Origin of the sequence: Streptomyces sp. QH1-20 (assembly GCF_041283565.1) — a bacterium.
Taxonomy (GTDB): Bacteria; Actinomycetota; Actinomycetes; order Streptomycetales; family Streptomycetaceae; genus Streptomyces; species Streptomyces syringius.
The window spans coordinates 4926475-4948248 of record NZ_CP166299.1 but is presented as its reverse complement, the minus strand read 5'-3'; the positions used below and the strand labels follow the sequence as shown (position 1 = coordinate 4948248).

The window sequence follows — 21774 nt, the reverse complement described above, 5'->3', positions numbered from 1 at the left end:
TCGTTCACCTCCGCGTACGCCTTAGGTCAAGACGAATGCCGGGGGGCCACCTAACGTCACCCGAGTGGTTAAGCTCTCCGTCATCGTGCCGTTCTTCAACGTGCAGACCTACGCGCCCGACACACTGAGAAGTCTGCGTGCGAACGCCCGCGCGGACTTCGAATTCATTCTCGTCGACGACTGTTCGACCGACGAGACCCCGGACATCCTCCGGCGCGCCGAGCGCGAGTTGCCCGGGGCCGTGCTCGTGCGGCACGAGAAGAACGGCGGCCTCGCCACCGCCCGCAACACCGGGCTGGAACGGGCGCGCGGCGAATACCTCACGTTCCTCGACGGCGACGACTGGCTCGCGCCGGGCTACTACGAGCAACTGCTCGATGTGATCGAGGGGTTGGGGGTGGAGTTCGTCCGCACCGACCACGTGCAGTGCACGGGCCGCGCCCGGACGGTGCACCGCGTGCCGCACGGCAGGCGCGGTGTGGTGCTGAGCCCGCGCGACGCGATACTGCCCGCCGACCGCTCCACGTCCGTGGACTACGCCTACGCCTGGGCCGGGATCTACCACCGGCGGCTGCTCGACGAGGGGCTGCTGCATTTCCGGCACGGGCTGCGGACGGCCGAGGACCGGCCCTGGATCTGGCGGCTGCACCGCGAGGCGCGCACGTTCGCGGTGGCCGGGCTGCTCGGCGTCTTCTACCGGCGGGGGGTCGCGTCCTCATTGACCCAGATCGGTGATGTGCGGCAACTCGATTTCCTTCGCGCATTCGATCAGGTAATCGACGAAACCTCGCACGACGCGGATGCGGAGATTCTGCTCCCGAAAGCCGTACGCACCTATTGCGCGATCATTTCCCACCATCTCGGTTCCATCGAACGATTCGAACCGGCCGTGGCCCGAACATTGCGTTCGAAGAGCGCGGCCGCCCTGCGGCGGATGCCCCAGGATCTCCTCAAGGACGCCCTGAATTCCATGGACGACGATCGCGCGGCCCGGCTGCGCAGGCTCCGCCGCCGCCCCGCCCCGGCGGAGGTGACCGGCTGATGGCCGAGCGCCGGCGCACCCAGATCTTCCTCGCCTCGACGCTGTACGGGGCGGCGACGCTCGCCGCCGCCCTGGACGCCGAGCAGTTCCCCCGCGCCGACCGCCGGCTGCTGCTGGTGGCCAACAACGCGGCGACGCCCGAGACCACCCCCGCCTTCGACGAGGCGCCCGGCTTCGACCGGCTGCGTGCCCGCTTCGACGGGGTGCTGTCCTGGAACGAGACGATCAGGCCCTTCCACCCCGGCGGCTGGTCGCCCCGCCCGGACGACGTCCCGCTGTGGGAGCGGCACCTGCGGCTGCTGTGGGGGCTCGGCACCGACGACGTCGAACTCGTCGTCGAGTCCCTCCAGGTCAACCCGGCCCTCGCGATCGCCCAGCTGTTCCCCGACGCACCGCTGGAGGTCTACGCCGACGGTCTGATGAGCTACGGCCCCACCCGCAACAAGCTCGATCCGCTGGTGGGTGGGCGGGTGCGGCGGCTGCTCCACCTCGACCTGGTGCCGGGGCTGCGGCCGCTGCTCCTCTCGGAGTTCGGCGTCCCGGCGGAGATCGTCCCGGCCGAGGCCTTCACCAAGGTGCTGGCCGAGCTCTGTGACGCCTCCCCGCTCGTCGAGGCCCCCGAGGGGGCCGCGCTGCTGCTCGGCCAGTACCTGTCGGCGATCGACATCCTCACCCCCGAGGAGGAGGAGCGGCTGCATGTGCGGATGCTGCGCGGCGCGGCCGCCCTCGGCCACCGCGAGCTGGTGTTCAAGCCGCACCCGAGCGCCCCGGCCCGCTGGTCGCGGATGCTGGAGGCGGAGGCCGGACAGCTCGGTGTCGCCCTGACGGTCCTGGACACCCCCGTCCTGGCCGAGGTGGTCTTCCGCCGGTCGCGCCCCGCGCTCGTCGTCGGCTGCTTCTCGACGGCGCTGCTCACCGCGAGCACCTTCTACGGGCTGCCCGTGGCGCGGGTCGGCACGGATCTGCTGCTGGAGCGGCTCAGCCCGTACCAGAACAGCAACCGGGTGCCGGTCACGCTCGTCGACGCGCTGCTGCCCGACCTCGAACGGCCCGAGACGGTGGCGGGCTGGAGCCCGGGGAAGCTGCCGGGCGAGGGGCTGTCGGGGCTGCTGGCCGCCGTGGGCTTCGCGATGCAGCCGCAGATCTACCCGGCGCTGCGCCCGGCCGCCGAGCGCTATCTCGCCGACCACCTCGACGCCGGCACCCGGCGCTATTTCAAGCGCCGTCGGCTGACCGCCCTCGCCCTGCCGGGCGCCGTCCCCTCCCAACTGGCCTTCCTGCCGCGCAATCCGACCGTGCGGAAGGTGGCCCGCCGGGCGCGGTCCGTGCAGCGGCGCCTCGCGCTGCGGCTTCCCGGACAGCGGGCCTCGGTGCCGGGCCGGACCCGGAACGGAAACGGGCGGTGACGTCCGAAGCGGTGCTGCCCGCCGCACTGCCGGACGCCCGGACGGGCCGCCCGGCGACCGTCTCCCCGCCCGCTCGCGGCAAGGGCCGCCTCCGGGCCCTGGACGGCCTGCGGCTGCTCGCCGCCCTCATGGTGGCGCTGTACCACTACGGCGGCCGGGGCGGGGAGGTCGAGCAGGCGTGGGGTGCGTCGCCGCGCCGGGAGTTCCCGACCCTGTCGGGCGTCTTCGCGTACGGCTGCCTCGGCGTGCAGATCTTCTTCGTCATCAGCGGCTTCGTGATCTGCATGAGCGGCTGGGGGCGCCCGCTGCGCTCCTTCTTCGCCTCGCGCGTCGCACGGCTCTACCCCGCGTACTGGGCGGCGATCGCGCTCGTCACGCTGGCCTTCGCGCTGCCGTGGGTCGCGTACCGGACGGTCTCCCCGAGCGACCTCCTGGTGAACCTCACCATGCTGCAACAGCCGGTCGGCGCGCAGCGGGTGCTCGGGGTGTGCTGGACGCTCTGGGCGGAGCTGCGCTTCTACGCGCTCTTCGCGCTCTTCGTGGTGCTCCCGGGCGCGACCCGCCGCCGGGTGGTGCTCTTCTGCGCGGTGTGGACGCTGGCGACGGTCGTCACGACCGCTTCGCACGTGGAGGTGCTCCGGGTCGTCGTCATGCCCGAGCACTCCTCGTTCTTCATCGGCGGCATCGGCCTGTATCTGATCCACCGGTTCGGTCACGACGCGCTCGCCTGGGGCATCGTGGCGGTCAGCTTCCTGATCGGCCAGCACTACGCGGTCGCCGGCCTGTGGCATCCGCCGGGCCCGCAGTACTTCTCCTACCGCTCCCCGTACGTCATCATCGCCGTCGTCGCCGTCGGCTACGCGGCCGTCGCCGCCGTCGCCGTGGGCAGGCTGCACTGGGCGAACTGGCGCTGGCTGACCGTCGCGGGCGCGCTGACGTACCCCTTCTACCTCGTGCACGAGCACCTGGGGTGGGTGGTGATCGGCGGCCTCCACCGGGGCCTGCGCATCCCCTCCTACGCGGCCTTCCCGCTGACGATCGCGCTGATGCTGCTGCTGGCGTGGGTGCTGCACCGCTGGGTGGAGCAGCGGCTCACGCCCCTGCTGCGCGGCTCACTCCTGCCCGGCCGGGGCCGGTAGCAGCGTCACCCCGACGCCCGCGATGACGGCGCGCAGCCCGTCCTCGAACCCCGCCTCCAGGTCGTCGAAGAACTCGTGGCCCGCCTCGACGGCGAGCGGGGAGTCGCCGAGGCGGCCCTCCCGCAGCGCCTGGTCGTAGGCGGGGTCGCGCTCCCCCGGCACGGGGTGGACGGACTGCTCCTCGATGACGTAGCCCATCGTGTAGGTGTTCACCGTGAACCAGGCGCGGGCGGCGCCGCGTGAGGTGAAGCCCGCGTCGAGGCAGGCCTGGAGGAACGACTCCAGGGTGCCGGCGTAGGAATCGTCCGTGAAGCGCGTGCCGCCGAAGACCTTCGCGCCGTCGCGGTAGCCGAGCAGCTCACGGCGCAGCACGTGGGCGGCGTGTGCCATGCCCTCCTGCCAGGTGGCCCCTTCGGACGGCGCCAGCTTCGGGAGCATCCGACGGAACATCTCCGTCGCCATCTCGTCCAGCAGCTCCTGCTTGTTCTTGAAGTGCCAGTACAGGGCGGGAGCCTGGACGTTCAGCTCCTTGGCGATCCTGCGCAGTGTGAGCCCTTCGAGGCCCACCTCGTTCAGCAGGCGCAGAGCGGTGTCCGCCACCAGGGCGCGGTCGATTCGAGTTGCCACCTTGACAGCTTAACGCTGTTCAGTTCAGGCTGGGGGCACAGCGAACTTAACGACGTTAAGGAGGCCTCTCATGGGCCTGCCCCCGACCACCCCTCCCACCGAGGTCCTGATCTCCGGTGCCGGGCCGACCGGTCTCGTCCTCGCCATCGACCTCGCCCGGCGCGGCATCCGGCACCGCGTCGTCGACCGCTCCGAGCGCGGCTTCCCCGGGTCACGAGGCAGCGGGATACAGCCGCGCAGCCAGGAGGTGCTGGACGACCTGGGCGCGATCGACGCCCTGTGGGCCGCCGGCGGACCGTGCCCGCTGGTGCGGATCTGGGAGGGCACCACCCCCCTCGGCGAGCGGCGGATCGTCGAGCCGGCCGAGCCGTCGCCCGGTGTGCCCTACGGCGAGACCCTGATGGTCCCGCAGTGGCGCACGGTGGAGATCCTCACCGCACGGCTCGAAGAGCTGGGCGGCCGGGTGGAGTTCGGCACCGAGCTGACCGGCTTCGAGCACGACGCGGACGGCGTCACGGCCACCCTGCGGGACGCCGAGGGCGTCGAGCGGACCGTACGGGCGGAGTATCTGGTCGCGGCCGACGGCGGACGCAGCACCGTCCGCAAGGCGCTCGGCATCCCCTTCAGCGGCGAGCAGGTCGACGCGCGCCCGATGCTGATCGCCGACGCGATCGTGGAAGGCGAGCTGCTGGACCGCGACGTCTGGCACATGTGGCCCCGGGCCGAGGGCGGTTTCCTCGCCCTGCGGCCGCTGGAGAACGTGGAGACCTGGCAGGTCATGGCCGGCTTCAACGACGCCTCCCACGAGCCCGACCCGGCCCGCGACGCCACCCCCGAGGCCCTGGCCCGCCTCATCTCCGAGCGCACCGGGCACCCGGGGGTGCGCACCGGCGAGGTGCGGTGGGCCTCCGCCTTCCGGGCGCGGGCCGCCATGGCCGAACGGTTCCGCACCGGCCGGGTCCTGCTCGCCGGGGACGCGGCGCACGTCCACTCCCCGGCGGGCGGCCAGGGGCTGAACACCAGCGTCCAGGACGCGTACAACCTCGGCTGGAAGCTGGGCGCGGTACTGCGGCTCAGCGCGCCCGACGCGCTGCTCGACACCTACGACACCGAGCGGACGCGGGTCGCCGCCGACGTTCTCCGCCTGTCCACCAGCGTCCACCAGGCCGACCAGACCGGCGGGGGCCCGAGCCTGCGCGGCCGCGAGACCCACCAGCTGACCCTCAACTACCGCGAGAGTCCCCTCACCCGGGAGCTGCGCCGGGATCTGCCGGAGGGCGCCCTGCGGGCGGGCGACCGCGCGCCCGACGCGCCCTGCGTGGACGCCTCGGGCACGGCCGTCCGGCTCTTCGACGCCTTCCGGGGCCCGCACTTCACGCTGCTGGCGCTGGGCGACGTGGAGTGCGCGGCGCCGGACGTCGCGTGGGTGCGCACGTACCGCGTGGGCGGTGGCCCGGCGGCGGACCTGCTGGACACGGAGGGGCACGCCAAGGCGGCCTACGGCTCGGGGCTGTTCCTGATCCGCCCGGACGGCTACGTGGGCCTGGCGACGGACGACCCGGCGGACATCGCGCCGTACCTGGCGCGGGTGGCGGGCTAGGCGGGACCCGGCATCCCCTCACCAGTGGAGCAGGACGAGTTCGCTGGTGAGGCCGGGGCCGACGGCGAGGAGCAGGCCGTGCGATCCGGGCGCCGGTGGGGCGGCCATGGTCCGGTGGAGGACGTCGAGCACGGACGCGGAGGAGATGTTGCCGCGCTCGGCCAGCGAGGTCCGGGTGCGGTCGAGCGCGCCGGGCGGCAGGTCGAGGCAGCGGTCCAGGACCTCGATGATCTTCGGGCCGCCGGGGTGGCAGACCCAGGTGGCGATGTCCTTCGTGGCCAGCCCGTGACCGGCGAGGAATCCGTGGATCTCGCCGGGGAGGTGCTTCTCGACGAAGTCGGGGATGTGCGGGGAGAGGAAGACGACGAAGCCGTCGGTCCCCAGCCGCATGCCCATGAGGTGCTCGGTCTCCGGGTGCAGCCGGCTACGGGTCGCCACCAGCGCGGGTCCGGCGACCTCCGGGGCGCGGTGGGCGCCGAACACCACGGCGGCGGCCCCGGCGTCGCCGAACAGGCCGGTCGCGACGAGATTGGCGACCGAGGCGTCCGTGCACTGGAAGTTCAGCGAGCACAGTTCGACGGAGACCAGGACGGCTATCTGATCCGGGTGACCCCGCAGATAGTCGCGCGTCCTCGCCAGGCCCGCGGCGCCTCCCGCGCAGCCGAGTCCGAGCATCGGCATCCGGGCCACATCACGCGGCAGGCCGACGCGCCCGATGAGTCCGGCGTCGAAGGACGGGACGCAGGCCCCGGTGGTGGTCGTCGTGACGATGGCCCCGACCTCGTCGGGCCGTACGTTCGCCGCGTCGAGGGCCCGGGCGAGCGCGTCGTGCCCGACCTGGTGTGCGGTGACGGCCCACGCCTCGTTGTACTCGGTGAAGGTGCGCGGCCGGCGGTACTCGGCCAGGGGCAGGGAGAGGTTGCGGTACTCGATGCCCGTGTGCGCGGCGATGCCGGTGAACTGCCGGCGGACGACCGCGTCGGCGGCGAGGAACGCCCCGGCGAACACGGCGGCGATGTCCCGCTGACGGTGCCGGTGCGGCGGTACGGCCACCGCGACGGAGGCCACCCGGGGAGCCGTGGGGCGCGCGTCGCTCATGGGGCCTCCCCCTCGCAGTCGCCCGCGCGGCCGCCCTCACGGTCGGATCCGTTCGGCACCGGGCACCCCACGGTGACGCGGGCGCGGCCCGGTCCGGCAGGGCGTACGGCCGGGCGTGAGGGCGCGTCCTGCGGCGCGGGGGGCCTGCGGCGCTTTCGGTCGCGCGGGGAAAGCGGTGGAACCGGAGGTGCCCGGGGTAGCCAAGTCGCCGTCAACCGCGCCGGGGTCCGGCGCACGCGCGGCAGCGAAGGGGTACCCCCATGATCGGCAAGCGTGGCATCGGAATCGCTCTGTCCTCCCTCACCCTTCTCGCGGCGAGCATCGGCTGGGCGCCGACGACACAGGCCCACACCGCCGGAGCCCACACCGTCCAGGACTGCACGGGCCGGGAGAACATCACCTACGGACCGGGGCTGGGCCTCTCCTCCGAGCCCGCGACCGTCACCGTCGACGGCGTCTACCACTGCGTGGACGCCTCGGGCCGCGGCGTCACGGCGGAGTACCACACCGAGGGCACCACAGCGGGCACCTGTCTGCTCCTCGCGTGGAACAGATCAGAGGAAACGCTGCGGTACGCGGACGGCGGGAAATCGGTCATCGCCTATCGCTCCGGCCCCTCCGTACGGGTGCTGGGGCTCAACACCGCGAAGCTGGAGGGCGTGGTCGTCGCCGGGCGCGGCAAGGGATCGGCCGCCGAGAAGATCATTCAGACGGTGCCCGGCAGCCTGCCGACCGACTGCGTGCTCGCCGACGGCATCAAGCGCACCACCGCGTTCACGCATCTGAGCATCCACCCCTGACCGAGGCTTTCGGCTCCCGGGCGGGCCTGTTCTCCGGCCCGCCCGGGACTCCGCTGCACCACCGAGCTCCCTTACAACACCAGCGACAGCAGCATCACGAAGCCGATCCCGACGACCGAGATGATCGTCTCCATGACCGACCACGTCTTGATCGTCTGACCGATGTCCATGCCGAAGTACTCCTTCACCAGCCAGAATCCGGCGTCGTTGACGTGGCTGAAGAACAGCGAGCCCGCACCGACGGCCAGGACGAGGAGGGCGGAGTGGGTCGTGCTCATGTCGGCGGCGAGCGGGGCGACCAGTCCCGCGGCGGAGATCGTGGCCACCGTCGCCGAGCCGGTCGCCAGCCGGATGCCGACCGCGATCAGCCAGGCCAGCAGCAGCGCGGAGACGGACCAGTCCTCGGAGAAGTCCAGGATCATCCGGCCGACGCCCACGTCGATCAGCGTCTGCTTGAAGCCGCCGCCCGCGCCGACGATCAGCAGGATGCCGGCGATGGGCACCAGGGACTTCTCGACGGTCACGGCCAGCCGGTCGCGGCCGAAGCCCGCGGCCCGGCCGAGGGTGAACATGCCGACGAGGACGGCGGCGAGCAACGCGATCATCGGTGAGCCGATGACGTCGGTGACCCGCTGGACGTGGTCCTTCGGGTCGTCGACGACGATGTCGACGAGCGCCTTGGCCAGCATCAGCACCACCGGCAGCAGCACGGTCGCCACGGTGGCCGCGAAGCCCGGGCGGCGTTCGAGGTCCTCCGAGGGCCGCTGGGGTATGAGCTTCTCGGGCGGGGTGATGTCGACCCAGCGGGCGGCGACGCGGGAGAAGAGCGGGCCCGCGATGACCGCGGTCGGCACGGCGACGAGCACGCCGAGCGCGAGCGTCACGCCGAGGTTCGCGCCGATGGCGTCGATGGCGACCAGCGGGCCGGGGTGCGGCGGCACGAGGCCGTGCATCACGGACAGTCCGGCCAGCGCGGGAATGCCGATGCGCATCAGCGAGTAGTTGCCGCGCTTGGCGACCAGCAGCACCACCGGGATCAGCAGCACGATCCCGACCTCGAAGAAGAGCGGCAGCCCGATGACGGACGCGATCAGCACGATCGCCCACGGCATCGAGCGGGGGCCCGCCTTGGCCAGGATCGTGTCCACGATCTGGTCGGCGCCGCCGGAGTCGGCGAGCAGCTTGCCCAGGATCGCGCCGAGCGCGATCAGCACGCCGACGCCCGCGACCGTGGCGCCGAGCCCGGTCGTGAAGCCGGCGATGACCTTGTCGAGCGGTGCGCCCGCGACGGCGCCGAGCACCAGCGAGCCGATGGTCAGCGCCAGAAAGGCATGCAGCTTGAAGCGGGTGATGAGGAGGACGATGACGGCGATGCCGATGAGGACGGCGATGCCCAGCTGTGCGTGACCTGCCGAAGTGATCGGTCCGGCGGGGGCCGCGGCCAGCATCTCGACGCTGAGAGTGCTCACGGGGCTTCCTGGGGAGGTGGGAGGGGAATGAGGGGCGAGAAAGGTGTCAGAGGTGCCGCAGTGCGGCGGTCGCCCGGCGGGCGATGGCGTCCGGGCCGGGCGCGACGTCCACCGCGACGCCCGCCTCGTCCGCGTCCAGTGGCTCCAGGGCCGCGAACTGCGAGTCCAGCAGCCGGGTGGTCATGAAGTGCCCCTTGCGGGCCTCCATCCGCTCGGCGATCAGCGCGCGGTCGCCGGTGAGATGGAGGAAGACGATGCCGGGGGCCGCGGCGCGCAGCCGGTCGCGGTAGGCGCGCTTGAGGGCCGAGCAGCTCACCACTCCCCCTCGTCCGGCGCGCCCGTGCGCCCAGGCGCCGATGGCGTCGAGCCAGGGGGCGCGGTCGGCGTCGTCCAGCGGGGTGCCGGCGCTCATCTTGGCGATGTTCGCGGGCGGGTGGAAGTCGTCGCCCTCGGCGTAGGGGACGCCGAGGGCGTCCGCCACCAGCGGGCCGACCGTGGTCTTGCCCGTACCGGACACTCCCATGACGGCCACGACAGGGGGGTGGGGGGCCTGCATCGCTACCTCGCTGTCCTCGTTGACCTCGACGCCATTGGCGATGCGGACACTCAAGCTCATAAGTACGACGTATTCAAGACCTCGTGACTTAAAAGTCATACTTAATTGGCCCGCTGGATCTACCCCCGGCCGCACTCCGGCCGCGGCCCGGGCAGCGACCCGGCTGGGCCCGGTCGAGCCCGGGCGGCGGGGGCCATGCGGCGGAAACCGTAGGCTGAGCCCATGGAGAACCAGGGGCAGGGGTTGCACGCGCGCGTGCTGCAATCCCTCGGGCCCGCGATCACGGCCGGCGAGTACCCGCCCGGCACCGTGCTGCGCACCGACGAGCTGGAGCAGCGCTTCGACGTCTCGCGCACGGTCATCCGCGAGGCGATACGCGTACTGGAGTCCATGCGGCTGGTCGCCTCCCGGCGCCGGGTCGGGGTGACCGTCCTGGCCACCGAGGAGTGGAACGTCTACGACCCGCAGGTCATCCGCTGGCGCCTCGCGGGCGCCGACCGCCCGCGCCAGCTGCGCTCACTGACCGTGCTGCGCTCGGCCGTGGAACCCGTCGCGGCGGGACTCGCCGCCCAGCTCGCGACGCCCGCGCAGTGCGCGGAGCTGACGGACCACGCCCTGGGCATGGTCGCCACCTCGCGCGGCCAGCAGCTGGACGCCTATCTGGTCCACGACATCGCCTTCCACCGCGTCATCCTGCGCGCCTCCGGCAATGAGATGTTCGCCCGGCTCGGCGACGTCGTCGCCGAGGTACTGACCGGCCGCACCCACCACCAGGTGATGTTCACCGACCCCGACCCGGCCGCCGTCACCCTGCACGTCCGCGTCGCCGAGGCCGTACGGGAACGGGACGCGGCCCGCGCCGAGGCCCTGACCCGCGAGATCGCCAGCGGGGCGATGGCCGAACTGGACATCCTGGCGCCGTAGTCGGCCACGCGTGGGGCGCCGCCCGCGCATGATGGTGATGTCCCCGCTACGTGACGGCCTTGCCACAAGCTCCCGCCCCGGCCGTAAAACTGACGCGTCATCGAACAGACGTCCGTAGGCTGGCTCCATGAGTCGCCACCACGACAGCGAACCGCTCCTGGTCCGCCAGCGGTACGGAAACCGCTGGGTCTACCACCACCGCAATCCCGGGGGCCTCGCGCTCGTCGTCATCACCCCGATCGTTGCCGTCCTCACGCTGTGGGCCCTGTCGAGCGGCATCCCGCGCTGAGCGGACCGCTCCGCCCGGCCCCGTCCGGCCACCGCTCGTACCACCGCTGGTCCGCCTCCAGTTGCGCGGCCAGCGAGATCAGCAGCGGCTCGCTGTTCGCCGGGCCGAGGAGCTGCGCGCCCATCGGCAGCCCGCCCGCGGTGAATCCCGCGGGCACGTTCACCCCCGGCCAGCCGAGCACGTTCCAGGGCCAGGCGTAGGGGCAGGCCGCGATCATCGTCGCGTCCGTCCGGTGGCTGGACAGCTCCGCCAGTTCCCCGGTGCGCGGCGGAGGGACCGCCGTGGTGGGGGTCAGGACCACGTCGAACCGGCCGAAGAGCTCCCCCGCCCGCCGCCGCAGCGGCCCCTCCGCCGCCCGCGCCGCGCGCAGCACCCCGCCGCCGAGCAGCAGCCCGCCGCGCGCGTTCACCCGCGTACGGGCGTCCAGCAGCGACGGGTCGGGCACCCGCCCGACCCAGTCCCGGATGCCGGCCATCGACCGCGGCACGAACGACAGCCCGATCAGCCCGTAGCGCGGCTCCTCCTCCACGACCTCGTGCCCGAGCGCCGCCAGCCGCTCCGCGGTCCGCACGGTCGCGGCCCGGACGACCGGATCGAGCCGCTGCCGGACCACCGCGAAGGCGGGCCGCAGCGAGAGCGCGATCCGCAGCCGCCGCGGCTCGCGGCCCGCCGCCGTCAGCAGGTCGACGGACGGCGGCCGGTGCAGATCACCGGCGTGCGAACCGCTCGCCGCGTGCAGCAGCAGCGCGGCGTCGGCGACCGTACGGGCCAGCGGACCGTCACAGGTGATGCCCCGGAACGCCTCCGCGTCCGGCCAGGTCGAGATCCGGCCCCGCTGCGGCTTGATGCCCACCAGATGCGTCCAGGCGGCGGGGATACGGATCGAGCCCGCCCCGTCCGACCCCAGCGCGGCCGGTACGAGCCCGGCGGCGACGGCCGCGGCGGAGCCGCCCGACGACCCACCGGGGGTGTGCGCCGGCTGCCAGGGGTTGCGCGTCACCCCGAAGGCCGGGCCCTCGGTGAACGGCCATTGCCCCAGCTCGGGGGTGTTCGTCTTGCCGACGATCACCGCGCCCGCGGCCCGCAGCCGCCGCACCGCCTCACTGTCGGCGCGCTTCGGCGGAAACGGTCCGGGGCACCCGAAGGCGGTCGGCTCGCCCGCCACGTCCATGTCGTCCTTGACCGCCACCGGCACGCCCAGGAGCGGCAGCCGCTCCCCCGCCGCCAGCCGCCGGTCGGCCGCGTCGGCCTCCTCCAGTGCGGCCTCGGCCCGCACCCTGCGGAAGGCGTTCACCGTCGCCCGCGTCTGCTCGATCCGCTCCAGCGCCCGCTCGACGAGCATCCGCGAGGACACGTCCCCGTCGGCCAGCGCACGGGCTTGATCCGCCAGTCCGTCGCCCATGAACCCGGTCACCCGATCCCCTCCCGTCGGTCGAATACACGGTAGGGGAACGCGAGTTGCTCGCACATCCGTCTGGCGGTGGTGGAGGTGCGGTGGGCCGACGGGCGCCAAAGGGGAGCCGGGGGCTACCCCCACCCTCCGGGGAACGGCTGGCCGGATGGGCAGGCCGCCGGGCGTCAACCACCCTTTCCCCATGCCACTTTCGAACCGGACGCACCGCAAGGCCCTCCTGCTCACCCTCGCCACCACGGCGGTCGCCGCGACACTCACCACCCCCGTACAGGCGTCCTCCGCCGCACCCGCCCTCACCTGGAAGCCGTGCGAAAGCCCGGCCGGCGCCACCGAGTGCGCGACGCTCTCCGTCCCGATGGACTACCGCGACCCTGGCGGCCGGCGGGTCGACCTCGCCGTCTCCCGGCTGCGCGGCGACTCCCATGCCAGACGCGGCACCCTGCTGGTCATCCCGGGCGGCCCCGGCGGTTCGGGCGTGGCCCGCCTGGCGTCCAAGGGCGCCGAGCTGCGGAAGCAGACGGGCGGGGCGTACGACATCGTCGCCTTCGACCCGCGCGGCGTCGGCGGCAGCACCCCGGCCGACTGCGGTGTCCTTGACGACGACCGCGAGCTCACCCACCTCCGCCCCTGGCCGGGCCCCGGCGGCGACATCACCGCCGGGCCCCGGCGGCGACATCACCGCGAACGTCGCCCGCGCCCGCCGCGTGGCCGCCGCCTGCGAGGCCAACGGCGGGGCCATGGTGCGCAACATCTCCACCGCCAACGAGGTCCGCGACATCGAGAGCCTCCGCCAGGCTCTCGGCGAGCGGAAACTGTCGGCGTGGGGCGTCTCCTACGGTACGTACGTGGCGGCGACGTACGCGCAGAAGTACCCGCACCGCACGGACCGTTGGGTGCTGGACAGCAATGGCGACCCCGACCCGAAGCGGGTCGCCCGGGGCTGGTCGGCGAACATGTCCGTCGGTACCGACGACCGCTTCCCCGACTTCGCCGCCTGGGCGGCCGACCCGGCCCGCGGCCCCGCGCACCGCCTGGCCGAGCGCCCCGAGGACGTCCGCCCGATGTTCCTGGAACTGGCGGCGAAACTGGACGCGGCGCCCCGGACGTTCGCCGATCCCGCCCACTTCCCCCTCACCGGCAACCGACTGCGCCAGGCCCTGCAGCAGACCCTCTACAGCAAGAACGCCTTCGCCCCCCTCGCCGAACTGATCCTGGCCGCCCGCGACACGACCGGCCCGCTGACCGTCCGCGACGTCCTGCCCGGCGGCCCGTTGAGCCAGCGCGATACGGCGGTCCTGGTCGGCACCCTCTGCAACGACGTCGGCTGGCCGCACGACGTCTCTTCCTACGCCCGCGCCGTCACCGCCGACCGCGCCCGCCACCCCCTCACGGCGGGCATGCCGGTGGGCGTCATGCCCTGCGCCTTCTGGAAGACCACCCCCACCGACAAACCCGTCCGCCTCACCCCCCACGGCCCCTCGAACATCCTCATGATCCAAAACCTCCGCGACCCCGCCACGCCCCACCACGGCGCCCTCAAAATGCGCGAGGCCCTCGGCGACCGCGCCCGCCTCGTCACCGTCGACTCCGGCGGCCACGGCGCCTACTTGGCAAACGGCAACACCTGCGGCGACCGCACGGTCACCGACTTCCTGACGACGGGCCGCCGCCCGGCGGGGGGCGTGGTCTGCCCGAAGGAGTGACGTGATCTTCACGGTTGCGGCTGCGAAATCGCGCGTGCGAGCATCGCAGTCATGACCATGACGGGGGATCAGGCAGGCACGCGGGCCGACGAGGGGAACGCGGCGGCGTTCGACGAGGCCCGCCGCACGTTCGCGGCCGCGCTCGGCGGCTTCCGCCGCTCCCCCGTGCTGGTCCCGCTCGACGACCGGGGCGGGCTGTGGACCACGTCGTACGGGGGCGTGTGGTGGATCCACGCCTTCTCCGACGAGGATTCACTGGCCGACTTCGCCCGGGCGCGGGACGAGCCCGCCGGGAGGCAGTGGGACTACGTCACCGTCCTCGGCGCACGACTCCTGGACGTGGTGATTCCCGGCATGGGGGAACCCGCGGGCATCGCCCTCGACCCGGGAGGGGCCCACCCAGCGCTGTTCCCGCCGCTCAAGGGAGTCGTACCGGACAGTGCCGCGATCGACGGCTACCCGCACGCGCATGAGGAGGGGGCGCGGTGAGCGACCAACCGGATCTGAAGGCCCACGCGCACGACCTGTCCCTGATCGCGAAGGGGCTGACGGACGCGCTCTCCGAGCTGGGCGAACTCAGCCCCATGGGCGGGGCCGCCGCGGGCCGCGGCTTCGAGGACATCGCCCTGTCCGGCCTGGAGCTCGGACACACGGGCCTCGCCGCGCAGTTCAAGGAGTTCTGCGAGCGGTGGGAATGGGGAGTCCGCACCCTCGTCCACGACGGGAACGAGTTCGCCCGGCGGGTGGGGCTGTCGGCCGGCACGTACTACGAGCAGGACAAGTACGCCGAGGGAACGATGAAGGTGGCCGGTGCCGCGTTCGGCGCGAATCCGAATCTCAAGGACGAGGACATCGAGAACATGTCCTGGGACGAGCTGAAGGCGAACGGGAACTTCGCGGACGTCGACTACAGCGGGAAGTCGTTCGAGAAGGCGTGGGACCACGGCAAGGAGACGTGGGACGGGGTGACCAAGGACATGGAAGCCACCCGGAACGAAAGGCTCCGGATGTTGCTGGAGCAGGCCGCGCAGCACGCTCCGCGGTCGGCCGGTCAGCAGCCGGGTGACCGCTGATGGGCACCTATGACATGTTCAAGGACGTCGTCAACGCGGCGGCCGACAAGGCCGGCGACCTCGTCGACAAGGGCAAGGAGAAGGCCGGCCAGGCCGTCGACTGGGGCACCGAGCAGATCGGCGCCGGCCTGGACCGGATGGGCCTGCACGACGCGGCCGACGTGATCGAGGACGCCGGTGACTTCCTCGCGGACCGGATGGGCGCGAAGGTCGCCGAGCAGCAGCTCGGGCAGACCGAGCAGGCCGCCGAGCTCATCCACGGGTCGCCGGGGAGGATCCGGGCCTCGGCACTGCACCTGAAGGACTTCCACGCCGCGTTCGACCGCGTCGGACAGGGGATGAAAGGCCTGGACTCCGACCACTGGCGCGGGGAGGGAGCGGAGGCGTTCCGCAAGAAGTTCGCCATGCACCCCCAGCAGTGGCTGAAGGCGGCGGACGCGTGCGAGGAGGCCTACAAGGCCCTGGAGTCCTACGCGGAGACGGTGACCTGGGCCCAGGGCCAGGCGAAGGAGGCCATCGCCGCGTACAAGGCCGGCAAGGAGGCCACCAAGAAGGCCGTCGCCGCGCACAACGCGCAGGTCCACGCCTACAACGCGGCGGTCGACGCCTACAACGCCCGGCTGGGCGAGGGCAAGGACCCCGGCGCGAAGCCGACGGGCGCGCCCGGGGCGTTCAGCGACCCCGGCGCGGCCAAGATCAAGGAAGCCCGGGAGATCCTCGCACGGGCCCGTTCGCAACGCGATTCCGCCGCCGAGAAGGCGCGGGAGTCGGTCGGCGGGGCACTGGCCCACGCACCGCAGAAGCCGGTGTTCACCGACCGTGTGTCGGACGACTTCGCCGACTTCCGCACGGCGTCCGCCGACACCGGCCTCCATGTGCTGGGAGGCGTGACCAAGGGGGCCGCGGACGGAGTGAAGTTCGTCCGCGGCGTCTTCCCCCTCGACCCGTACAACGTGACCCACCCCGCCCTGTACCTGGACCACCTCAACACCAGCGTGGCGGGCCTGACCACCCTGGCGAACCATCCGGACCGGGCGCCGCAGGCACTGCTCGGCGAGGGCTGGGGCAAGGACCCGAGGGAGGCGAGCGGACGCCTCGGTTTCGACCTGACCGCGGCACTCGCGACCGGCGGCACGAGCACGGCGGGCAGCGCGGGACGGCGAGCCGTCGCCTCCGGGACCAAGGAAATGGGCAAGGAGGGCGCGGAGAGCCTGGCCCGCAGGGAACTCGGCGGGGACGCACGCGAACCCGCGCGCACGGACGGCACGAAGTCCACCTGCGAGACCGACCCGGTGGACCTGGCGACCGGCAAGATGTTCCTGTCCCAGACCGATGTCGCGCTGCCCGGCACGCTGCCCCTGGTGTTCCGCCGACGGGTCCAGTCGGGGTACCGGCTGGGGCGATGGTTCGGCCCCTCCTGGTCGAGCACGGCCGACCAGCGGCTGGAGATCGACGCGGCCGGTGTGGTCTTCGTCCACGAGGACGGCCTGCTGCTGGACTATCCGCACCCGGCTCCCGGTGTCCCCACCTTGCCGGTCGAGGGCCCGCGGTGGCCGCTGGAGAACGCGGCGGACGGCGGGTACGTCGTCACCGATCCGATCGCCGGTCGCACCTGGCACTTCACACCCCATGGCGACGAGCTGGCCCTGCTGGACCAGATATCCGACCGTGGCGGCCACTGGATCACCGTCGAGTACGACACCGACGGCACCCCTACGGCTCTCGCCCACGACGGCGGTTACCGCATCCGCTTCTCCACGGACGCCGGTCGCGTCACCGCCCTGCACCTGGTCGGCGCGGGACCGGGCGGCACCGACACGGAGATCGTCCGCTACGGCTACACCGACGGCGATCTGACCGAGGTGATCAACTCCTCCGCCCTGCCCCTGCGGTTCACGTACGACGAACGCGGGCGGGTCACCTCGTGGACGGACCGCAACGACAGTCGCTACGACTACGCCTACGACGACGAGGACCGGTGCGTCCACCAGTCCGGCGTCGCGGGCCATATGCGCAGCACGGTGGAGTACGGACCACGCGACCCGGCGAGCGGGCTGCGGGTCACCAGCGTGACGAACTCGCTGGGCCACACCAGCCGTCTCACCTTCAACGCGGCCCATCAACTCCTCGCCGAGACCGACCCGACCGGTGCGACCACCCGCTACCGGTGGGACCGCTACGACCGCCTCCTGTCACGCACCGACCCGCTCGGCCGCACCACGCGCTTCCGCCATGACGAGGACGGGCGGCTGGTCGCGGTCGTCCGCCCCGACGGGCGCGAGGCGACGACCACGTACAACGCGCTGAGTCGGCCGGAGACGGTGACGCACGCGGACGGCACGACCTGGCGGCAGACCTTCGACGACGCCGGCCGCCGGACCTCTGTCACCGACCCCTCGGGGGCGACCACCCACTACGCCTACGACGCGCTCGGCCATCCGGCCTCGGTCACGGACGCCCTGGGCAACACCACCCGTGTGCGGTGCGACCGGGCGGGACTCCCCGTCGAGACCACCGACCCCCTGGGCGGGGTGACCACCTACCTCCGTGACGCCTTCGGCCGTGTCACCACGGTCATCGATCCGCTCGGGGCAACGACAAGGCTGTCGTGGTCGGTGGAGGGCAAGCTGCTCCGCCACGTCGCTCCGGACGGGTCGGAGCAGTCCTGGACGTACGACGGCGAAGGCAACTGCACCGCGCACACCGACGCCCTCGGCGGCGTCACCCGTTCCGAGTACACCCACTTCGACCTGCTCAGCGCCCGGACGGGCCCCGACGGCGTACGTCACGAGTTCACCCACGACACCCGGCTGCAACTGGTGGAGGTCACGAACCCGCAGGGCCTGAAGTGGAGTTACAGCTACGATCCGGCGGGCCGCCTCGCCGCCGAGACCGACTTCGACGGACGCACGCTCACCTACGCGCACGACGACGCGGGCCGGCTCACCGCCCGTACCGACGCGTCGGGCCGGACCATCGCCTACCGGCACGACGAGCTCGGGCGGGTGGTCGCCAAGGACGCGGACGGCAAGGTCACGACGTACGCGCACGACCCGGCGGGCAGGCTGCTGGAGGCCTCGGGGCCGGACGCAACACTGCTGTACAGCCGCGATCGGCTCGGCCGGATCACGTCCGAGACGGCAGGCGGCCGCACGACCGTCTTCACCCACGACGCACTGGGCCGCCGCACACGCCGTGTCACCCCCATGGGCGCCGTCAGCACCTGGACGTACGACGCCGCAGGCCGCCGTACCTCGCTCACCGCTTCCGGCCACGCCTTCACCATGGAGCACGATGCGGCGGGCCGCGAGATCGCCCGCCACTTCGGCGCGACGCTCACTCTGGCGCACGGTTGGGACGCGACGGGCCGCCTCAACTCGCAGACGCTGACGGGCGAGGGCGTGGGAACGGTCCAGTCGCGGACCTACACCTACCGCCGCGACGGCAACCTCACGGCCGTGGACGACCGCCTCTCCGGCCTCCACACCTTCGACGTGGACGCGGTCGGCCGCGTCACCGCCGTATCGGCACCCGGCTGGTCCGAGCGCTACGCCTACGACGAGGCGGGCAACCAGACCGAGGCCGCCTGGCCCGCCGAACACACGGGCCCGGAGGCCCTGGGCTCCCGTTCGTACACCGGCACCCGCATCCACCACGCGGGGCGCGTCCGCTACGAACACGACGACCTCGGCCGTGTCGTCCTGCGCCAGAAGCCCCGCCTTTCCCGCAAGCCGGACACCTGGCGCTACACATGGGACGCGGAGGACCGTCTCGTCGGCGTCGTGACCCCGGACGGCACGCGCTGGCAGTACCTGTACGACCCGTTGGGCCGCCGTATCGCCAAACAGCGCCTGACCGACACCGGGGACGTCGCCGAGCGGGTGGACTTCACGTGGGACGGCCCGACGCTCGTCGAACAGACCACGACGACGACGGGCCTGCCGAACCCGGTCACGCTCACCTGGGACCACGACGGCCTGCGCCCGGTCTCCCAAACGGAACGCATCACGGCCGCGGACGCGTCCCAGACGGAGATCGACAGCCGCTTCTTCGCCATCGTCACGGACTTGGTCGGCACGCCCAGCGAACTCGTCGACGAATCCGGCACGATCGCATGGCGAAGCCGCGCGACGCTGTGGGGTACGACGACATGGGCGGCGGACAGCACGGCCTACACGCCCCTGCGTTTCCCGGGCCAATACTTCGACCCGGAATCGGGCCTCCACTACAATTTCCACCGCCACTACGACCCGGAAACGGCCCGCTACGCCTCCCCGGACCCGCTGGGCCTGGCGCCGTCACCGAATCCTTCGACGTATGTCCATAATCCGCTGACGTGGGCGGATCCGCTGGGGCTGGCGCCGTGCCCGGTGGGGACCAGTTCATCCGGTCAAGCATCGAGCAACACCGCGTACCACTACACAACTGATGACGGCATACAGAGAATACTGGACTCAAACACGCTCAATCACTCGACCGGATCTGTGCACGCACGGTTCGGAGAAGGGCAATACTTCACCGATATTGCACCGGACAGAATCCAGGGGCTAAAGAAGGCCGACCTCACCCCGGACCAGATCGCTGAAGGCGAGATATCGAGATACCAGTTGGTCAGACAACTATTCGGACGTCCATCCCGATGGGGATTGACGAGAACCTCACATTTTCTTGAGATCGATCTGACCGGGCTGGAGATAGTCGCCTGCCGCCCCAACGTTCTCCTGCATCAGAATGGGGCTCCCCTGGATATAAGCGAACGAATCGTCAACCACGGAAAGACTCCGTTCTGATGGCAGAATATTTTAAGCTTGACATCGAGACCCTGGACTACCAGGACGGCATTACTTATATCGAATTCATCGACCGCGTTCCGACTCGGCAAGTGACTCATGTCGGTGAACGCTGGTTGAGCTCTCTCCGGGAGCACGACACGGCGGTTGGCCCCCTGCTCACAGACCAGCCCCTCCAACCGGGAGAGTTTGACGACAGCGATCGAGTATCAGCAGCCGAGTTTGAAGATGCTTGGACCCTCGCGATCACCCAGGAAAGAGACCAAGCAATGATCGAGCACCGGATCGGGGACCTGTTCACAGCTGACGATGCCGACGCACTCGCGCATGGCTGCAATTGCGCAGGGGCCATGGGACGTGGCATCGCTGTCGAGTTCAAGCGACGCTGGCCTCAAATGTATGAGGAGTACAAAGCCCTCTGCCGCGCAGGGAAGCTCACTCCTGGCGAAATTTTTCCCTGGCAGGCTGGCGAACGCTGGATCTATAACTTGGGCACACAGGCTCACTGGCGCACACGTGCAGAAATGCAGGCAGTCGTGTCGTCGGTCGATCGCATGCTGGCCCACGCCGGCGCACACGGCGTTCGCCGCATCGCCATGCCTCGGATTGCAGCCGGGCTCGGGGGCCTGGAGTGGGCCCACGTCGAGGATGCTCTCACCCCCATAGTCTCAGCTCATGGAATCAGCGTGGCCGTCTACCAGCTTCCGTAGATTCACCGCTGAAGTCAGTTTCCGCAACTTGGGGGCTACCGCTCCGAGGACGGCCGTACGCTGCGGTAGGGGCGTCCCTATCGGTCCGACACGCTCTCCAAGCTTCAGGGACTGGGAACGCTTCCTCGCGCCTGACGTGCACACCGTCCCCAATCTGCGCTACCCCTGGGAGATTGCGCGGAGCGGCTACGTTCCCGCGCACGGCCAAGTCGCCTGTCGCGACCTTGGCGTTGAGCACCGCCCTACGACCAGGTGGCGATCAACCCCGCCCTCGGCCCCTGGCGCTATCTCACCGACCGGTCCCTCGACAGGCCGAGGAGCTCCGCCAGGCTCTCGAACGACTGGCGGGGCACGCATCCCACGCAGGCGCTCACCTGGCCGGGATACGGGCGGGCGCCGGGGAAGGTCATGCGATTGTTCCCGGCCGATCTGGCCGCCGAGTACGGGTTCCGTGCACGGGTTCGCCACAGGGCGGCCGGGGGCCGACAACGCCCCCTCTCACAGTTGCGGCGCAGCCACCCGCTCACCGGTGGTACAGCCCCCGCGCCCTGTCCCCGTCCACAGAGCCGTCCTCCGGTATAGCCAGGAAGTAATGCGTCTGCCACTTCTGCGTGGTGCCCGCCTGGCGGTTGGTCGTGGTGACCCACGGCGGGTAGACGCGGAACGCGCGCTTCCCGCCGACACCGTCCGTCGACACGATGTCGCGCTCGCGCAGCACCTCCCGGGGGAAGACGAACTGACCGAAGCGGTCGCCGTCGCGGGTGCTGATGACGAAGAGGTCGACCGGGTCCGATGCGTCGAAGGGCTGGATCGGGCCGCCCGGGGATCGCTTCCAGACCGTGACGAATTGGCCCACCTTCGTGGGCGTCGTCTTCGCCACCCGGAATCGGACCGACCGGCCGTCCACCGTGAATGCGTGCGCCGCGTACTCGGCGCTCTCCGCCTCGGGCACCGGCTCCGAGCAGGTGAACCCGTTCGGGTCGTACACCAGCGTCCTCGCCGCGATCAGGTCGTCGTGGGTCGTCGTCATCACCTCATCCTGTCATCCCGCCGAAGGCACGGGATGCGGCCTTTGGCCCCTCGTGTCAGCCTTTCCGCGAGACCCGGGACCCGATCCGTGTCACCCCCAGGGAG

17 protein-coding genes and 1 pseudogene are annotated in these 21774 nt (G+C 71.6%); 12 read left to right on the top strand and 6 right to left on the bottom strand.

Annotated features, from left to right (window positions below):
* The first annotated feature begins 64 nt into the window (after positions 1–64).
* From AB8O64_RS22540 to AB8O64_RS22530, 3 genes are read left to right on the top strand one after another with little or no spacing between them, the layout of a single operon-like run.
* The gene (locus tag AB8O64_RS22540) at positions 65–1042 is read left to right on the top strand and encodes a glycosyltransferase family 2 protein (protein ID WP_370420987.1); all 978 of its coding nucleotides are present in this window, start codon (positions 65–67) and stop codon (positions 1040–1042) included.
* Positions 1042–2448, top strand: coding sequence for a polysialyltransferase family glycosyltransferase (locus tag AB8O64_RS22535; protein WP_370420985.1), 1407 nt, complete (start codon positions 1042–1044; stop codon positions 2446–2448). The genes AB8O64_RS22540 and AB8O64_RS22535 overlap by 1 nt, the downstream gene beginning before the upstream one ends.
* Positions 2445–3587 (top strand): acyltransferase family protein, encoded by a 1143-nt coding sequence (locus AB8O64_RS22530; RefSeq protein ID WP_370420984.1) that lies wholly within the window; start codon positions 2445–2447, stop codon positions 3585–3587. The genes AB8O64_RS22535 and AB8O64_RS22530 overlap by 4 nt, the downstream gene beginning before the upstream one ends.
* On the opposite strand, the gene AB8O64_RS22525 is transcribed toward AB8O64_RS22530, so the two are convergent.
* Complete coding sequence (locus AB8O64_RS22525; protein ID WP_370420983.1) at positions 3561–4214, bottom strand: TetR/AcrR family transcriptional regulator C-terminal domain-containing protein; 654 nt, start codon at positions 4212–4214, stop codon at positions 3561–3563. The genes AB8O64_RS22530 and AB8O64_RS22525 overlap by 27 nt on opposite strands.
* Positions 4215–4284: 70 nt before the next feature.
* Between AB8O64_RS22525 and AB8O64_RS22520 the strand changes: the two genes are divergently transcribed.
* The gene (locus AB8O64_RS22520; protein WP_370420982.1) at positions 4285–5814 is read left to right on the top strand and encodes an FAD-dependent monooxygenase; all 1530 of its coding nucleotides are present in this window, start codon (positions 4285–4287) and stop codon (positions 5812–5814) included.
* An 18-nt stretch (positions 5815–5832) separates the two neighbouring features.
* Here AB8O64_RS22520 and AB8O64_RS22515 read toward each other — a convergent pair whose 3' ends face one another.
* Entirely contained in the window at positions 5833–6912 is a 1080-nt protein-coding gene (locus AB8O64_RS22515; protein ID WP_370420981.1) for a type III polyketide synthase, read from the bottom strand.
* Between the two features lie 260 nt (positions 6913–7172).
* Here AB8O64_RS22515 and AB8O64_RS22510 point away from each other — a divergent pair, with 260 nt between their 5' ends.
* Positions 7173–7712 (top strand): hypothetical protein, encoded by a 540-nt coding sequence (locus tag AB8O64_RS22510; protein ID WP_370420980.1) that lies wholly within the window; start codon positions 7173–7175, stop codon positions 7710–7712.
* A gap of 71 nt (positions 7713–7783) precedes the next feature.
* Here the strand turns inward: AB8O64_RS22510 and AB8O64_RS22505 are convergent, their stop codons facing one another.
* The gene (locus AB8O64_RS22505; RefSeq protein WP_370420979.1) at positions 7784–9181 is read right to left on the bottom strand and encodes a gluconate:H+ symporter; all 1398 of its coding nucleotides are present in this window, start codon (positions 9179–9181) and stop codon (positions 7784–7786) included.
* A gap of 46 nt (positions 9182–9227) precedes the next feature.
* Entirely contained in the window at positions 9228–9737 is a 510-nt protein-coding gene (locus AB8O64_RS22500) for a gluconokinase (RefSeq protein ID WP_370423930.1), read from the bottom strand.
* A gap of 222 nt (positions 9738–9959) precedes the next feature.
* On the opposite strand from AB8O64_RS22500, the gene AB8O64_RS22495 reads away from it, so the two are divergent.
* On the top strand, positions 9960–10661 hold the full coding sequence (locus AB8O64_RS22495; RefSeq protein WP_370420978.1) for a FadR/GntR family transcriptional regulator: 702 nt from the start codon (positions 9960–9962) through the stop codon (positions 10659–10661).
* Positions 10662–10788: 127 nt separating this feature from the next.
* A complete protein-coding gene (locus tag AB8O64_RS22490) occupies positions 10789–10950 on the top strand; it encodes a hypothetical protein (protein WP_356453431.1) in 162 nt (53 codons plus the stop codon).
* On the opposite strand, the gene AB8O64_RS22485 is transcribed toward AB8O64_RS22490, so the two are convergent.
* Positions 10913–12352, bottom strand: a complete 1440-nt coding sequence (locus tag AB8O64_RS22485; protein ID WP_370423929.1) for an amidase — start codon at positions 12350–12352, stop codon at positions 10913–10915. The two genes, AB8O64_RS22490 and AB8O64_RS22485, sit on opposite strands and share 38 nt — an antisense overlap.
* A 193-nt stretch (positions 12353–12545) precedes the next feature.
* Between AB8O64_RS22485 and AB8O64_RS22480 the strand changes: the two are divergent.
* The 5 genes and pseudogenes from AB8O64_RS22480 to AB8O64_RS22460 all read left to right on the top strand — a co-directional run bounded on the left by AB8O64_RS22480 (position 12546) and on the right by AB8O64_RS22460 (position 20640).
* Positions 12546–14067 (top strand): annotated as a pseudogene (locus AB8O64_RS22480) (alpha/beta hydrolase).
* A gap of 51 nt (positions 14068–14118) precedes the next feature.
* Entirely contained in the window at positions 14119–14556 is a 438-nt protein-coding gene (locus AB8O64_RS22475; protein ID WP_370420976.1) for an SseB family protein, read from the top strand.
* Positions 14553–15140 (top strand): hypothetical protein, encoded by a 588-nt coding sequence (locus tag AB8O64_RS22470; protein WP_370420974.1) that lies wholly within the window; start codon positions 14553–14555, stop codon positions 15138–15140. Before AB8O64_RS22475 ends, AB8O64_RS22470 begins: the two co-directional genes overlap by 4 nt.
* Positions 15140–19930: a putative T7SS-secreted protein gene (locus AB8O64_RS22465; protein WP_370420972.1), complete on the top strand. Its 4791-nt coding sequence runs from the start codon at positions 15140–15142 to the stop codon at positions 19928–19930. The genes AB8O64_RS22470 and AB8O64_RS22465 overlap by 1 nt, the downstream gene beginning before the upstream one ends.
* Entirely contained in the window at positions 19930–20640 is a 711-nt protein-coding gene (locus AB8O64_RS22460) for a macro domain-containing protein (RefSeq protein WP_370420971.1), read from the top strand. Before AB8O64_RS22465 ends, AB8O64_RS22460 begins: the two co-directional genes overlap by 1 nt.
* Positions 20641–21163: 523 nt before the next feature.
* Here AB8O64_RS22460 and AB8O64_RS22455 read toward each other — a convergent pair.
* Positions 21164–21670 carry a MepB family protein gene (locus AB8O64_RS22455; RefSeq protein ID WP_370420970.1) on the bottom strand — a complete coding sequence of 169 codons (507 nt, stop codon included), beginning with the start codon at positions 21668–21670 and terminating at the stop codon, positions 21164–21166.
* Between the last annotated feature and the right edge of the window lie 104 nt (positions 21671–21774).